Consider the following 13,821-nt stretch of genomic DNA (forward strand, 5'->3'; position numbering starts at 1 on the left):
GGGCTCACACTAACGCTCCTGGTTGTAGGTAGTACTTGCGTCCGAACCAGCGTTACGTCCCCGCTGAATGCCCCGGCGCAGGTTGCTCAACCTGCCCCGGACGTCCTCAGGGGCGCGGGAGACCTGAGGGCCGCCCTGCTGGGTCTGCTCCGCCGTGCCCTCGACCAGATTGGCCTTGGGCACCCGCCGGGGAAGTCCGGACGGGGTGACCCCGCCCGCCTTCGGCTCCCGGAGCTTCTCGGCCCGCTCCCAGCGCTCGTCGTTCGTCGAGCGCCAGTCGTCGGAGCCGTTCCCGTCCTGCTGCGCGGGCGAAGACCGCTGCGGCAACTCCTGCTGCTGCGGCGGCTGCTGCTCGGCTGAGACGGGCTGGTCGTTTCCACGGCCGGTGGGCTGCCAGTGCTGCTGACCGCCCCGGCGCGGCAGACCGGCATCGGTCAGCTCGTGGCCGGCGTTCGGGGTGGGACCCGGACGGTCGAAGCCTACGCGCTCCTGCGGTTCCGCGGGAGCGCTGGGGACAGATTCCGGTTCGGCCTGCGGTGTGGGCTCGTACGCGTCCTGGTATGTGCCCTGATCTGCCCACTCTTCCTGGTGGGGCTGGGCCGTGAACTGTTCCTCGTAACCCTGCTGAGCGCTCTCCCGGGTGGCGTATGCCGCCTCCGGATAGCCGTCCTGCGGTGCGTAGTCGGAGTGCTCCGGAAGGCCGGTGCCGCCGCGGTACGGGTCGTAGGAACTGTCGGACGTGGCCTGCGCGTACTGCTCCTGCTCCTGCTGCGGCTCCTGTGCGTACGGGGCCTGCGCGTACGCGTCCTCGGTGTACGAGGCGTCCGGGAAGGAGGCGTCCGCGAACGGGGCGTCCGCGAACTGCGGGCGCTCACCGCCCGTCTGGGCCTCCAGCGCCGCCCGGCGCTCCTCACGCATCAGCGAGCGGCCCACCGGGTCCAGCTGCGCGGCGTCGGCCGGCTGCTCGTACCGGGAATCGTCGAAGCCGAGTTCGGCCGCCGTACGCAGCCGGGGCTGCTGCGGCTCCGGCTCGAACGACGACTGCTGCGGGATGATCGAGGAGACGGTGAAGTCGTCCTGAGGGCCCGCGGAGCCGAGGCTCTCGCCCCCGCCGCCGTGGGTGATCGCGTCCGGCAGCATGACCAGCGAGGTGGTTCCGGCCTGTTCGCCCGAGGGGCGCAGCTGGACCCGGATGCCGTGCCGGTCGGCGAGCCGGCCGACCACGAAGAGCCCCATCCGCTGGGAGACCGCGGCGTCCACGGTCGGCGGGTTGGCCAGCTTGTGGTTGATGTCCGCGAAGTCCTCGGCGGTGAGGCCGATGCCCTTGTCGTGGATCTCGATCATCACGCGGCTGTCCGGCAGCCGGGTGGCGGTGACGCGGACCTTGGTCTGCGGCGAGGAGAACGTGGTGGCGTTCTCCAGCAGTTCGGCAAGCAGGTGCACGAGGTCGGTGACGGCCTGACCGTGGATCTCGGTCTCCGGGACACCGGAGAGCTCGATGCGCTCGTACGACTCCACCTCGGAGGAGGCGGCCCGCAGGACGTCGACCAGCGGAACCGGCTGGTTCCAGCGGCGGCCCGGCTCCTCGCCGGCGAGGACGAGGAGGTTCTCGCCGTTGCGGCGCATACGGGTCGCGAGGTGGTCGAGCTGGAAGAGGCTCTCCAGCTGGTCCGGGTCGGCCTCGTTGTTCTCCAGGTCGGTGATGAGGGTCAGCTGGCCCTCGATCAGCGACTGGTTGCGGCGCGACAGGTTGGTGAAGATCGCGTTGACGTTGCCCCGCAGCATGGCCTGCTCGGCCGCGAGCCGCACCGCCTCGCGGTGCACCTGGTCGAAGGCGCGGGCGACCTCGCCGATCTCGTCCCGGCTGGTGATCGGAATCGGCTGGACCCGGGTGTCGACCCGGCCCGGCTCGGTCCGCGACAGCTGGTCGACCAGCATCGGCAGCCGCTGCTCGGCGATCCCGAAGGCGGCGGTACGCAGCTGGCGCATCGAGCGGCTCATCTGGCGGGCCATGAGCCCGGCCAGGAAGAACGCGGCCAGCAGGGCGACCAGCACGATCGCGGCGTTGACGATGGCGTCGGTCCTGGCGCTGGACGAGATGTCCGCGGCCTCGGTCACCGCCTTGTCGACGAGCTCGTCCTCGACCGTGGTGTAGCCGTCGAACTTGGCGGTCGCGGCAGCCATCCAGGTCTCGGGCGTGATGCCCTTGGCGGCCAGCTTCTCGGGCGACTTGCCCTGACCGATCTGCTGGGCCATCCCGTCGAAGACCGAGCCGTCGATGCTGGGCGGCGCGACGAATGGCACACCGGCCGCGCCGGCCTGCTCCTTGGCGGTCTTCAGCTTCTTCGCACCCTCGGCCGCCTTGGCGGCCATGACCTGCTTCAGCCGCGCGGAGTCGGCCTCCGTACCACCGGAGACGAACTCGCCGAGGGCGATCTGCTCCAGGTAGTTGTACGAGCCGAACGCCTTGACCTGGGCGTCGAACTTGGGGCCCTCCTGGCTCGGGCGCACCAGCAGGTGCATACCGATGGAGCGCTGAAGCGATTCTGCTGCCTTGGCCAGCTCGATCGCGTAGACCGTACGGCCGTAGCTGGTGATGTTGCCGGTGCCGAGGCCGAGTTCGTTGCAGAACTCCATCAGGGAGTGCTGAACCTTGACGTAGCCCTCTTCCGTCCCCACCGGGTCCATGGCCTCGGCGTAGGCGGCCTTGCGCAGGTCGGGGAGTTTGGGCTCCTCCTGCTTGAACAGCTGGAGACGGCGCTCCAGGCCCTGCGCCTTCGGCATGTCCTGCACGGCGTCGTCGAACTTGGCGGCGGCGTCGTCGGTGGTGGCACGCACCTGGGAGACGACCGCGGCGTCACGCTTGTTCGACAACAGGGACTGCGCGGAGAGGTCACGCTCGTTGAGCAGTGCCTGCCCGTACTCCGAGGCCGCGCGGACGATCAGCGCGGTCTTCTCGGCGTCCTCGGCCTCTTTCCAGGTGTCGATCGACCCCTTCACCTGGAAGCCGCCCATGATGAGGCCGACCAGTACAGGGATCAGAAGGATGGCGTTCAGCCGGGTGGGCACCCGCCAGTTGCGGGGGGACAGTCGGCTGGTGCTGCCACCGGCCGGTGCCTGTACGGACACATTGGCGGGTGACGCCGCGATGCGCGGCGGCGGGGTGAAATTGTCCCGCTCCGGCTGAACTGCGGAGCCCTCGTTGCTACGCCTCACTCGACCAACAACCTCTCGGCGTCGGCACCTACGCTGTGCCGTTTTTCGTTCAGGGCCGTACTACTCGGGAGTTTCGTCGAATTGCAGCACGGGGACCGGCCGCGTTCCAAACACTCGGAATGAGCCATTCCGAGTGGTCCAAGCCTCAGATAAAACGGGCATAAAGAGCGAGCCCCGTCAAAAGGCGGGGCTCATGTGAGCACAGTGATACCGGCCGAACGCATCGGGTGTCGAAGCTCGGGTAATTCTCTGTCGAAACGTTATGAACACGGGGGCGGATCGTGTCAAAGGACACAGTCCACCCCCGTGCGACTACGGCAACTGCCGTATGCCCATACCGACTTGCGGCGAGCTTTCGGCTACTTCAGCCGGGCCATCAGCGCGTGCTCCACGAGCGTGATCAGACCGCTCTTCGCATCCGCACGGTGGCGGGCGTCCGTGGTCAGGATCGGGGTGTCGGGGCCGATCTGCAGGGCCTCGCGCACCTCGTCCGGTGTGTACGGCTGGTGTCCGTCGAAGCCGTTGAGGGCGATGACGAAGGGCAGGCCGCTGTTCTCGAAGTAGTCGACGGCCGGGAAGCAGTCGGCGAGACGCCGGGTGTCCACCAGGACGACGGCGCCGATCGCGCCGCGGACCAGGTCGTCCCACATGAACCAGAAGCGGTCCTGACCGGGGGTACCGAAGAGGTACAGGATCAGGTCCTGGTCCAGGGTGATACGGCCGAAGTCCATGGCCACCGTCGTGGTGGTCTTGCCGCCGGTGTGTGTCAGATCGTCGATGCCCGCGGACGCGGACGTCATCACGGCTTCGGTACGCAGCGGGTTGATCTCCGAAACGGCACCGACGAACGTGGTCTTACCCACGCCGAAGCCCCCTGCCACCACGATCTTCGCGGAGGTAGTGGAGCGGGCCGCTCCGCCGCTAGAGCTTGCGAAGTCCACTGAGCACCCTTTCGAGCAGTGTCACATCCGGCGCGCCGCCGGCCTCTCCGTTGCCCGGCTGGTGGATGGCCACCATGCCGGCTTCCGCCAGATCCGCGACGAGAATCCGGGCCACACCGAGCGGCATCGACAGCAGCGCCGACACCTCGGCCACCGACTTGACCTCACGGCAGAGGTGGCAGATCCGCTGGTGCTCCGGGAGCAGCGTCGCCAGATGCGCCGGGTCGGCCGTGGTGGAGACCAGGGCCTCTATGGCGAGCTGGTAGCGCGGCCGGGTCCGCCCGCCGGTCATGGCATAGGGACGGACCAGCGGCTGGTCGCCTTCACCTTCGTACGACGCGTGGTGCAGTGCGCCGTACGGATCGGGTGAGGCGGGTGGCGGGGTCATGAATCCTCCGGGCGTGACAACAAGGGGTCGGCTTGCCGTCTGAAGGGGCCGGTGGGGGGGTGAAACGGCCGGACGGGCGAGGGTTGGAGTGCGGTACCTGGGTCAATCGTGTCGGTCACCGGTTCATCGCCGCCTAGTGGAGCAGGCTGCCCTGGAGTTCGGCGCGGAGGTCCGGGGTGAGGACCGTTCCCGCGCGGTCGACCAGGAGGGCCATCTCGTACCCGACCAGACCGATGTCGGCGTCCGGATGGGCGAGCACGGCCAGTGAGGAGCCGTCCGAGACGGACATCAGGAAGAGGAACCCGCGTTCCATCTCCACCACGGTCTGGCTGACAGCGCCGCCCTCGAAGATCCGGGAGGCGCCCGCGGTCAGCGAGGTGAGCCCGGAGGCGACCGCCGCCAGCTGGTCGGCGCGGTCGCGCGGGAATCCTTCGGACATCGCCAGCAGCAGGCCGTCTGCGGAGACCACCACCGTGTGGGACACCCCAGGGGTGTTGTCCACGAAGTTGGTGATCAACCAGTTCAGATTCTGCGCGGCCTGACTCATCGGGCTCAACTAACGCTCCTGCTGGTGAGTGGGGCCGAGTGGGAAACTGCCGGTCGACGGGTCGTTGTTGGCCTGCCGACCCTGCTGTATACCCCGGCGGAGATTGGTCAGGCGCCCGCGCACATCATCGGGCGCACGCGAAACCTGAGGACCGGACTGGTGGTTCTGCTGCTGGGCAGTGCCCGGCACCAGATTGGCACGCGGCACCCGGCGAGGCAGTCCGGAAGTGGTGATTCCGCCTGCTGCGGGCTTCTTGGCCCGCTCTGCCTGCCGTACGAGTTCGTCGTTCGGCGAAGCACGCCAGGAGCTGGTCGTGTCGGTGTCGCCCGCGCCGCGGTGCGGCATCGGGGGAGCGGAACGCTCAGGGGCGGACTGCTGAGGGGCGTCCGGCGTCTGCGGCTCGGCGGACGGCTGCTGGCCGCCCTGCTGCGGGCCGTGGAACCAGTGCGTCTCCAGCGTGTCGTACAGCGGCGTACGACCGTCCCCGAGACCTGCCGGAGGCAGTGCCTCGGGCTGGGGCTGGGGCGGCATCACCGGGCGGTACTGCGCCTCGGGGGCGGGAGCGGCGGCCGGACGCGGCGCGCCGAAGTCCTCGGCGTCCCGGCCGCGCTGACGCGGCCCGGGCATCCCCTGGTCCTGGGAGAACTGCGGGACACCGAAGTCCGGGCGGGCGAACTGCGCGGTGCTCGCGGGGTCCTGGTGCTGCGGGGCCGGGGCCGAGAAGTCCGGACGGGCGAACTCGGCGGTGGAGCCGGGCCCCTGCCGGTCGTCCAACGGCGGGCGCCGGTCCATGGACGGATTCATCGGCCGCTGGAACTGGCCGGTGGACTCGGGCTCCTCGTGACCGCGCGGGGCGTCGAGCGGAGAACGCCGCGGGACCGACGGGTCCTCGGTACCCCAGCTGGTGGTCTGCGGGCGCTGCGGCTGCGGGTTGCCACCGGGCAGCTCGGCACGCGGACCGCCGACGGGCGGCAGCTGACGGCCGGGGTTACCCGGACCGCCGGGCTGCTGGAAGCCGCCCTGGCCGTCGGGAGCGTTGTACCGGGGCTGCTGCGGGGCCTGCCGGGCACCCGGACCGTTCTGCTGACCGGGCTGACCGGGCTGACCGGGCCGGCCCGGCCGGTTCTGACCGAACAGGTTGGCCTGACCCGACTCCGTACGACCGGAATCGCCCTGGTCGCCACGGGCGCCGAGCCGGGCACTGCCGCCGAAGGCGCCGGAGAGCCCGCCGCCCTGACGCGGCGGCTCCTGCCGCGACATGTCCTGAGGGCCGGTGTTCGACAGCCCGGCGTTCTGGAAACCGGCGTTCTGGAAACCGGCGTTCTGCTGACCCTGCTGGTTCGGCTGGCCCTGCTGAGGCTGCTGGTTCGGCTGCTGGCGGGGACCGTTGTCGCGCGCCGGCAGCGCCGCCCGCGGACCGGAGCCCGCACCGACCTGCCCGCGCTGTCCACCGGGAGCCGCGCCGAGACCACGCGCCGGGGCGCCCGGAGCACCGCCGGGACCCGGACGGTTGCCGTTGCCCGCGCCGTTGCCGCCGGCGAGCAGACCGCCCGGGGCGGACTGCTGCTGACCCGGCGTCTGCTTCGAGGCCGGCTGCTTGCCGCCTTGCGCGACATCGACGGGGAGCATGACCAGTGCGGTCGTGCCACCGGAGTCGGACGGCCGCAGCTGGATCCGGATGCCGTGACGTAGGGACAGCCGGCCGACCACGAACAGACCCATGCGGCGGGAGACCGAGACGTCCACGGTGGGCGGCGACGCGAGCCGCTCGTTGATCGCCGCGAGGTCCTCGGGGGAGAGGCCGATGCCGGTGTCGTGGATCTCTACCAGCACCCGGCCGTCGGGCAGTGCGTGACCGGTGACCCGGACCTTCGTCTGCGGCGAGGAGAACGACGTGGCGTTCTCCAGCAGCTCGGCGAGCAGGTGGACGAGGTCGTTGACCACGCGACCGGCCACCTCGGTGGCGGGCACCGAGGCCAGTTCGATGCGCTCGTACTGCTCCACCTCGGAGGCGGCGGCACGGAGCACGTCGACCAGCGGGACTGGGCGGGTCCACCGACGGCCCGGCTCCTCGCCCGCGAGGACGAGGAGGTTCTCGCCGTTACGGCGCATTCGGGTCGCGAGGTGGTCGAGCTTGAAGAGCGAGGACAGCTGGTCCGGGTCGGCCTCGCGCGACTCCAGCTCGGAGATGAGCGAGAGCTGACGCTGGATGAGGCCCTGCGAACGCCGCGAGAGGTTGGTGAACATCGCGTTGACGTTGCCCCGCAGGAGGGCCTGCTCGGCGGCGAGGCGGACGGCCTCGCGGTGCACGTCGTCGAAGGCCGAGGCCACCTGGCCGATCTCGTCCCGGGAGTGCACACCGACCGACTCGACCGAGGTGTCGACGTCCTGCGGGTCCGACTCGGAGAGCTGCTTGACGAGTTCGGGCAGCCGGTCCTGGGCGACCCGGGTCGCGGTGTCCTGCAGCCGTCGCAGCGAGCGGATCATGGACCGGGCGACGACGAAGGCGCCGACCAGGGAGACACCGAGGACGAGCAGGATGAGCGCACCGCTGATGATGGCTTCGCGCTTCGACTCGTCGCGGAGCTCGCGGGCCTTGTTCTCCATGCGGCTGAGGAGGGTCGCCTCGATGGTCTTCATCGCGGAGATCTTGGTGGAGCTCTGTTCGTACCAGTCCAGGTACGAACGCCGAGGCGCCCCCTTCATGCCGTTGGAGGTTTCGAGCACCTTCTTGGCGTAGGTGTCGGCGGCCTTGATCTCCGGGTTGCCGTTCTCCAGCGACGCCGTCAGCTGGTCGGCGTTCTGACCGCTGGCCGCGTAGGTCGACCTGAACGCCTCCATGGCCAGCCTCTCCTTGCGGAGGGCGGCACGGCCGAACTGCTGGTCGTTCTGGTGGAGATGCGATTCCTTCAGGGTGCCGCCCCCGCCCGGCAGGGCCGCGGCGATGATCGCCCGCTCGACCGACGCGTACTCCTTGGCGGAGGAGAAAGCCGCCAGGGCACGGGTCCGCTTGATCATCTCCGGGTTGCTGGTCGCCTGCGCCATGTCCTGCGAGAGGCTCAGCAGCGAGGTGATCAGCTGGCTGTACTGGTCGACGGTCTGGAGACTCGGGCTGCCGTCCTCGTACGCCGTCTTGCGGATGTCCTGGATCTGAAGGAGCTGGGTGGCGATCTGGTTGACGCTCGCGTGGATCGACTCCAGGGAGTCGTCGCCCTGGGCGTCGTCGATCCCCTTCGTCGCGTGCAGGAAGGCGGTCTTCGCCCGGTCGGTCCTCTTGCGCGGCTCGGTGACCTTGAAGTCGTCGGCCTTCACGCCGTTGGACAGCGGACCCGCCGACCGGTCGCGCTCCTCCTGGAGCGCCTGGGCGAGTGTGGTCGCCTGCTTGGTCAACTTGGTGAGCAGCTGCATGTGGTCCAGCTGCTGCATGTCGTTCATGGAGTCGTTGATGCGCAGACCACCCAGGGTGGTCGCGGCGACTACCGGAAGAGCGAGCAGGGAGACCAGGCGCGTACTGATGCGCCAGTTGCGCAGAGCCACGCGAGAACCCGTGCTGACGGGCCCCCGGGGCATGAGCGGGGCGACCGGGTCGGTCCCGCTGTTCGCCGTGGCACCTGAGCGCAGAGCGCGGTCGCCGTTGTCGCCGGCCGCGGCCGGTCCCGGGTTCTGGGCGTGCTGGGGCGAGGAACCGCGGTCGGTCCCGCCGCGCGGCTCCTGTTCCGCCGCAGCGCTGCCATCCCTCTTGAAACGTCCCTGCACTAGCGTCGCAACCTCTGGACCAGGCGTCCCTCCGCGTAGACGGGCGGGACGGTGTCGGCGTCGTGGGGCGTTGTACCCGCCCCATGGTGGTCGTGAGTGACCGGCGCTCTTCCCCTTCCCGCCGCCACTCGGCGCTGCGTTGCGCCCCCTGCGCGCCGGCCTGAAACCCGCGGCGGTGCGTGGAATTCCAGCACAGTGCCGGATCTCCAACAAGGCCCGCGTACCGGGCTGTGACCTGGGTGACACGTTGTGATGGCAGAGTCACAAATCGTCGAGCGTGTTCAGGGTCAAAGCGGGTGATAGAGAGCGAAATAGGTGGGAGTGAGGCGTGTCCCAGTCGAGACGATCGGGAGCGGAATGATTCATTCAGTGGTGCAATGTCCGTTTCCCTGACCCGGGTCGACCGCCCGAAATGAGGTAATTGTCAACGCGGTCGTGAGCAAACTCACATGATGATCGCCGTCTCTTCCGGGGATCCGGAGGGAATTGGATGTTTAGCCTGACGCTTTACAGGGATGGCAAATCCGACAACCGGCGCCCCTCCGGGCGGCGCCCGTACCGACAGGGTCCGAACGGCAGATGAAGACGACGATGATGTTCCGCAACATTGCCAACCCCCGGCGCACCACGCTGGCGCACCTCAAGGACGCCGAAGCGCTGCAGACGCCGGAGCAGCCGGAGCACGCCGTCGACCTGCCGACACAGACGGCCAACCCGCGTCGCACCATCCTCATGGTGGCGCCGGCGGCAGCAGCCGCCTCGACCGCCGGGTAATGGGCGCGGTTGTCCCCCTCACCCGCGCTAGCCTGGAGCGTCAGTCTTCAGCCAGCCAGCAAGTGAGGGGCGACAGCATCCCGTGCGCATCGCCAGGTTCTCCATCGACGGCAATGTCGCCTTCGGCGCGGTCGAGGGCGACGGCACCGTCGGCTCCGGTGACCTCGTCCTCGACATCATCAAGGGCATTCCGTACGCCGACTTCGAGCTCTCCGGCACCAAGGTCCCGCTGAGCAAGGTCCGGCTGCTGCCGCCCGTGCTCCCCAACAAGGTCGTGGCCATCGGCCGCAACTACGCGGAGCACGCCGCCGAACTCGGCAACGAGGTCCCGGACGTACCGGTCGCCTTCTTCAAGCCCACCACCTCGGTGATCGGCTCCGGGGACGCCATCGAGTACCCCTCCTTCTCCAACGAAGTGCACTACGAGGCCGAGCTGGCCGTCGTCATCGGCCGTATGTGCCGCGAAGTGCCGCGTGAGCGGGTCAAGGACGTCATCTTCGGCTACACCTGTGCCAACGACGTCACCGCCCGCGATGCCCAGAAGCGTGAGAAGCAGTGGGCCCGGGCCAAGGGCTTCGACACGTCCTGCCCGCTCGGCCCCTGGGTGGAGACCGACCTCGACCCCAGCGACCTCGCCATCCAGGCCACGGTCAACGGCGAGCAACGCCAACTGGGCCGTACGAGCGAAATGATCCGCTCCATCGAGGACCTGATCGTCCACATCACGGAGGCGATGACGCTGCTCCCGGGCGACGTGATCCTCACCGGCACCCCGGCAGGGGTCGGGCCCCTGCACGTCGGCGACGAGGTCGCCGTCACCATCGAAGGCATCGGCACTCTCACCAACAAGGTGATCAAGCGTGGCTAACACGAACTCCCCCAAGCTCTCGGCTCCGCTCGAGCAGGGGGTACCCCCCCGCGTACGTTTCTGTCCCTCCCCGACCGGCAACCCCCACGTGGGCCTGGTCCGCACCGCCCTGTTCAACTGGGCGTTCGCCCGGCACCACGGCGGCACCCTGGTCTTCCGCATCGAGGACACCGACGCGGCGCGCGACTCCGAGGAGTCGTACAACCAGCTGCTCGACTCGATGCGCTGGCTCGGCTTCGACTGGGACGAGGGTCCCGAGGTCGGCGGCCCGCACGCCCCGTACCGGCAGTCGCAGCGCATGGACATCTACAAGGATGTCGCCGAGAAGCTCCTGGCCGGCGGGTACGCGTACCACTGCTACTGCACCACCGAGGAGCTCGACGCCCGCCGCGAAGCCGCCCGCGCCGCCGGCAAGCCGTCCGGCTACGACGGTCACTGCCGCGACCTGAGCGCCGAGCAGATCGCCGCGTACGAGGCCGAGGGCCGGACGTCCATCGTCCGCTTCCGGATGCCCGACGAGGCGCTCACCTTCACGGACCTGGTCCGCGGTGAGCTGACCTTCCAGCCGGAGAACGTGCCGGACTACGGCATCGTCCGGGCCAACGGCGCCCCGCTCTACACGCTCGTCAACCCGGTCGACGACGCGCTGATGGAGATCACCCACGTCCTGCGCGGTGAGGACCTGCTCTCCTCCACCCCGCGCCAGCTCGCGCTCTACAAGGCGCTGATCGAGCTCGGCATCGCCAAGGACACCCCCGCGTTCGGCCACCTCCCGTACGTCATGGGCGAGGGCAACAAGAAGCTCTCCAAGCGCGACCCGCAGGCCTCGCTCAACCTCTACCGTGAGCGCGGCTTCGTCCCTGAGGGGCTGCTCAACTACCTCTCGCTGCTCGGCTGGTCGATCGCCGAGGACCGCGACATCTTCTCCGTCGAGGAGATGGTGGCCGCGTTCGACATCAAGGACGTCAACGCCAACCCGGCGCGCTTCGACCTGAAGAAGTGCGAGCACATCAACGCCGAGCACATCCGCATGCTCGACGTGAAGACCTTCACCGAGGCGTGCGGCCCCTGGCTGAAGGCGCCGTTCGCCCCGTGGGCCCCGGAGGCCTTCGACGCCGCGCAGTTCGAGGCCATCGCCTCGCACGCGCAGACCCGCGTCACCGTCCTCTCGGACATCACGGCCAACGTCGACTTCCTCTTCCTCGACGAGCCGGTCGAGGACGAGGCGTCCTGGAACAAGGCGATGAAGGAGGGCTCCGACGCTCTCCTCACGACGGCCCGCGCCAAGCTGGCTGACGCCGAGTGGAACGCCGAGGCCCTGAAGAACGCGATCCTCGCAGCGGGCGAGGAGCACGGCCTGAAGCTCGGAAAGGCCCAGGCCCCGGTCCGCGTCGCCGTCACCGGCCGCACGATCGGTCTGCCGCTCTTCGAGTCCCTGGAGATCCTGGGCCGCGAGAAGACCCTGGCCCGGATCGACGCGGTCCTGGCGAAGCTGGCCGCGTAAGCGTCTCCCGTACGCCCGAAGGGGCGGTCACCGGTCCGTACCGGTGACCGCCCCTTCTGTATGCCTCAGACGGTCTTGTCGAGGTCCTGCGCGTAGTGCTCGATGGCCCGCCGGTGCCGCTGCACATACGCGTCCTGACTGGTCGTGGCGATCAGCCTCAGCAGGATCTGCATGGCCTTGTGATGCTGCTCGGTGTTGAACAGGGCCATCGCGAGGAAGGACTGCAGGGCGCCGTCCTCGGGGAACTCCGCGACACCAGGACCGACCGGCAATCGGGGGGCGGCGTCACGGGGCTGGGGCACGCATCTCGCGGCGTTGTCGTCCATCACCATGGCTCCGTCATGGCTCAATCCTCCGCCTTGCGATGCACGCACCCCAGCCCCGCTCCTTCACCCACCCCCCCATTGCCGGTCGGTCCAAGTCGCAGCGTCTCGACGGCCTTTGCATACTGCCCCAGTACCCGTAGGTGCTGCCGAGCCCGAGCAGCGCACCGTGGCGGTCCTCCTCCGACAGCCCGGCGCCCCGCAAGCTGCGTTTGTAGAAGGGGACCGCTGCGGCCTCCAGGCCCAGCACCTCGTGGACCCAGGCGGTCTGGTACGCCACTTCCGCGTCCTCGGGATGCCCGGCGGCAAGCATCAGCAGCCGCTCCCTGGCCTCTTCCGCCTGCCCCTGCTCGCGCAGCCCGACGGCCTCGGCCAGCAGACTGTCTCTGTCGTGCTCGCTCATGCACGCATTGTCACAGGTCAGGCGTTGCGGACGGGGTTCAGGGCATTGCCCGGCCCCCTCGCGGGGCGGGCTGTAGCGTGGCCGTATGCCGATCCGAGCCGTGCTCTGGGACATCGACGACACGATCTTCGACTACACGGGCGCCGACCGCGTCGGCCTGCAGAAACATCTGGAGAGCGAGGGCCTGCCCGGCGGATACGGTTCCGCCACGCAGGCCCTCGATGCCTGGCGGGCGATCACCGACGTCCACTGGGCGCGTTTCGCCGCCGGGGAGACCGACTTCCAGGGGCAGCGCCGGGACCGGGTCCGTTCGTTCCTCGGACGGCCACTCACGGACGCGGAGGCCGACGACTGGTTTGCTCGGCACCTCGCGCACTACGAGGCCGCCTGGTCGCTCTTCCCGGACGCCCTGCGGGTCCTGGACGTGCTGGCCGGCCGCTACCGGCAGGCCGTCCTGTCGAACTCCAGCATCGTCAATCAGGACCGCAAGCTGCGCACCCTCGGGGTGCGGGATCGTTTCGAGGCCGTGGTGTGTGCCGTGGAGCTCGGCATCTCCAAGCCCGAGGCCGGCGCGTTCCATGCCGCCTGTGAGGCGCTCGGGCTGGAGCCGCAGGACGTCGTATACGTCGGAGATCACCCGGACATCGACGCGGCCGGGGCGGTGGCGGCGGGCCTGAAGGGCATCTGGCTGGACCGGGGCGGGCGCGGCGGACGGCCCGAACTGGAGCGCATCACCGGACTCGATGAGCTCCCCGGACTGCTGGCGGGCGATACCCGTTTTGGAGCGCCGGACACCTTCGGGTAATGTTCTTTCTGCGCCGCCCGAGCGGGCCGGAAGATTCGGTCGGGAAGCGCAAGCCGAACAAAATCCCCTCTGGGGGTTGAGTTTTGGTGGGCTATGGTGTAATTGGCAACACTACGGTTTCTGGTACCGTCATTCTAGGTTCGAGTCCTGGTAGCCCAGCGCAGAGCTTCATCTGTACAACACGCCCCCGTTGTGTAGCGGCCTAGCACGCTGCCCTCTCACGGCAGTAGCGCCGGTTCGAATCCGGTCGGGGGTACAGATCCTTCCCGCGAGATCATCTGGGTCGCACCCACGAT

The 13,821-nt window shown here is 69.1% G+C and carries 9 protein-coding genes, 2 tRNA genes and 2 pseudogenes; 6 read left to right on the forward strand and 7 right to left on the reverse strand.

Annotated elements, in window-relative coordinates:
- Nucleotides 1-9: 9 nt before the first annotated feature.
- The 5 genes from ACWD6R_RS12115 to ACWD6R_RS12135 form a co-directional block, all read right to left on the reverse strand.
- A complete protein-coding gene (locus ACWD6R_RS12115; protein WP_451818595.1) occupies nucleotides 10-3,216 on the reverse strand; it encodes a nitrate- and nitrite sensing domain-containing protein in 3,207 nt (1,068 codons plus the stop codon).
- A 359-nt stretch (nucleotides 3,217-3,575) separates the two neighbouring features.
- Nucleotides 3,576-4,157, reverse strand: a complete 582-nt coding sequence (locus ACWD6R_RS12120) for a GTP-binding protein (RefSeq protein WP_451818596.1) — start codon at nucleotides 4,155-4,157, stop codon at nucleotides 3,576-3,578.
- On the reverse strand, nucleotides 4,138-4,545 hold the full coding sequence (locus tag ACWD6R_RS12125) for a DUF742 domain-containing protein (RefSeq protein ID WP_266981123.1): 408 nt from the start codon (nucleotides 4,543-4,545) through the stop codon (nucleotides 4,138-4,140). The genes ACWD6R_RS12120 and ACWD6R_RS12125 overlap by 20 nt, the downstream gene beginning before the upstream one ends.
- A 133-nt stretch (nucleotides 4,546-4,678) precedes the next feature.
- Nucleotides 4,679-5,092, reverse strand: coding sequence for a roadblock/LC7 domain-containing protein (locus ACWD6R_RS12130; protein ID WP_024495006.1), 414 nt, complete (start codon nucleotides 5,090-5,092; stop codon nucleotides 4,679-4,681).
- 9 nt (nucleotides 5,093-5,101) lie between these two features.
- Nucleotides 5,102-8,848 (reverse strand): nitrate- and nitrite sensing domain-containing protein, encoded by a 3,747-nt coding sequence (locus ACWD6R_RS12135; RefSeq protein ID WP_451818597.1) that lies wholly within the window; start codon nucleotides 8,846-8,848, stop codon nucleotides 5,102-5,104.
- Between the two features lie 579 nt (nucleotides 8,849-9,427).
- On the opposite strand from ACWD6R_RS12135, the gene ACWD6R_RS12140 reads away from it, so the two are divergent.
- The 3 genes from ACWD6R_RS12140 (at nucleotide 9,428) to gltX (ending at nucleotide 11,994) form a co-directional block, all read left to right on the forward strand.
- The gene (locus ACWD6R_RS12140) at nucleotides 9,428-9,622 is read left to right on the forward strand and encodes a hypothetical protein (RefSeq protein WP_451818598.1); all 195 of its coding nucleotides are present in this window, start codon (nucleotides 9,428-9,430) and stop codon (nucleotides 9,620-9,622) included.
- A gap of 82 nt (nucleotides 9,623-9,704) precedes the next feature.
- Complete coding sequence (locus ACWD6R_RS12145; protein WP_451818599.1) at nucleotides 9,705-10,490, forward strand: fumarylacetoacetate hydrolase family protein; 786 nt, start codon at nucleotides 9,705-9,707, stop codon at nucleotides 10,488-10,490.
- On the forward strand, nucleotides 10,483-11,994 hold the full coding sequence (gene gltX, locus ACWD6R_RS12150) for a glutamate--tRNA ligase (RefSeq protein WP_451818600.1): 1,512 nt from the start codon (nucleotides 10,483-10,485) through the stop codon (nucleotides 11,992-11,994). The genes ACWD6R_RS12145 and gltX overlap by 8 nt, the downstream gene beginning before the upstream one ends.
- Before the next feature lie 65 nt (nucleotides 11,995-12,059).
- On the opposite strand, the pseudogene ACWD6R_RS12155 reads toward gltX, so the two are convergent.
- Nucleotides 12,060-12,251 (reverse strand): annotated as a pseudogene (locus tag ACWD6R_RS12155) (tetratricopeptide repeat protein); the annotation flags it as partial.
- 104 nt (nucleotides 12,252-12,355) lie between these two features.
- A pseudogene (locus ACWD6R_RS12160) lies at nucleotides 12,356-12,720 on the reverse strand (tetratricopeptide repeat protein); the annotation flags it as partial.
- An 85-nt stretch (nucleotides 12,721-12,805) separates the two neighbouring features.
- Here ACWD6R_RS12160 and ACWD6R_RS12165 point away from each other — a divergent pair.
- From ACWD6R_RS12165 to ACWD6R_RS12175, 3 genes are all read left to right on the forward strand, one after another.
- Nucleotides 12,806-13,525 (forward strand): HAD family hydrolase, encoded by a 720-nt coding sequence (locus tag ACWD6R_RS12165; RefSeq protein ID WP_451818601.1) that lies wholly within the window; start codon nucleotides 12,806-12,808, stop codon nucleotides 13,523-13,525.
- Nucleotides 13,526-13,612: 87 nt separating this feature from the next.
- Nucleotides 13,613-13,684, forward strand: a tRNA-Gln gene (locus tag ACWD6R_RS12170).
- 24 nt (nucleotides 13,685-13,708) lie between these two features.
- A tRNA-Glu gene (locus tag ACWD6R_RS12175) sits at nucleotides 13,709-13,781 on the forward strand.
- The last annotated feature ends 40 nt before the right edge of the window (nucleotides 13,782-13,821 follow it).

The sequence above is a fragment of the Streptomyces sp. NPDC005151 genome (assembly GCF_053599875.1).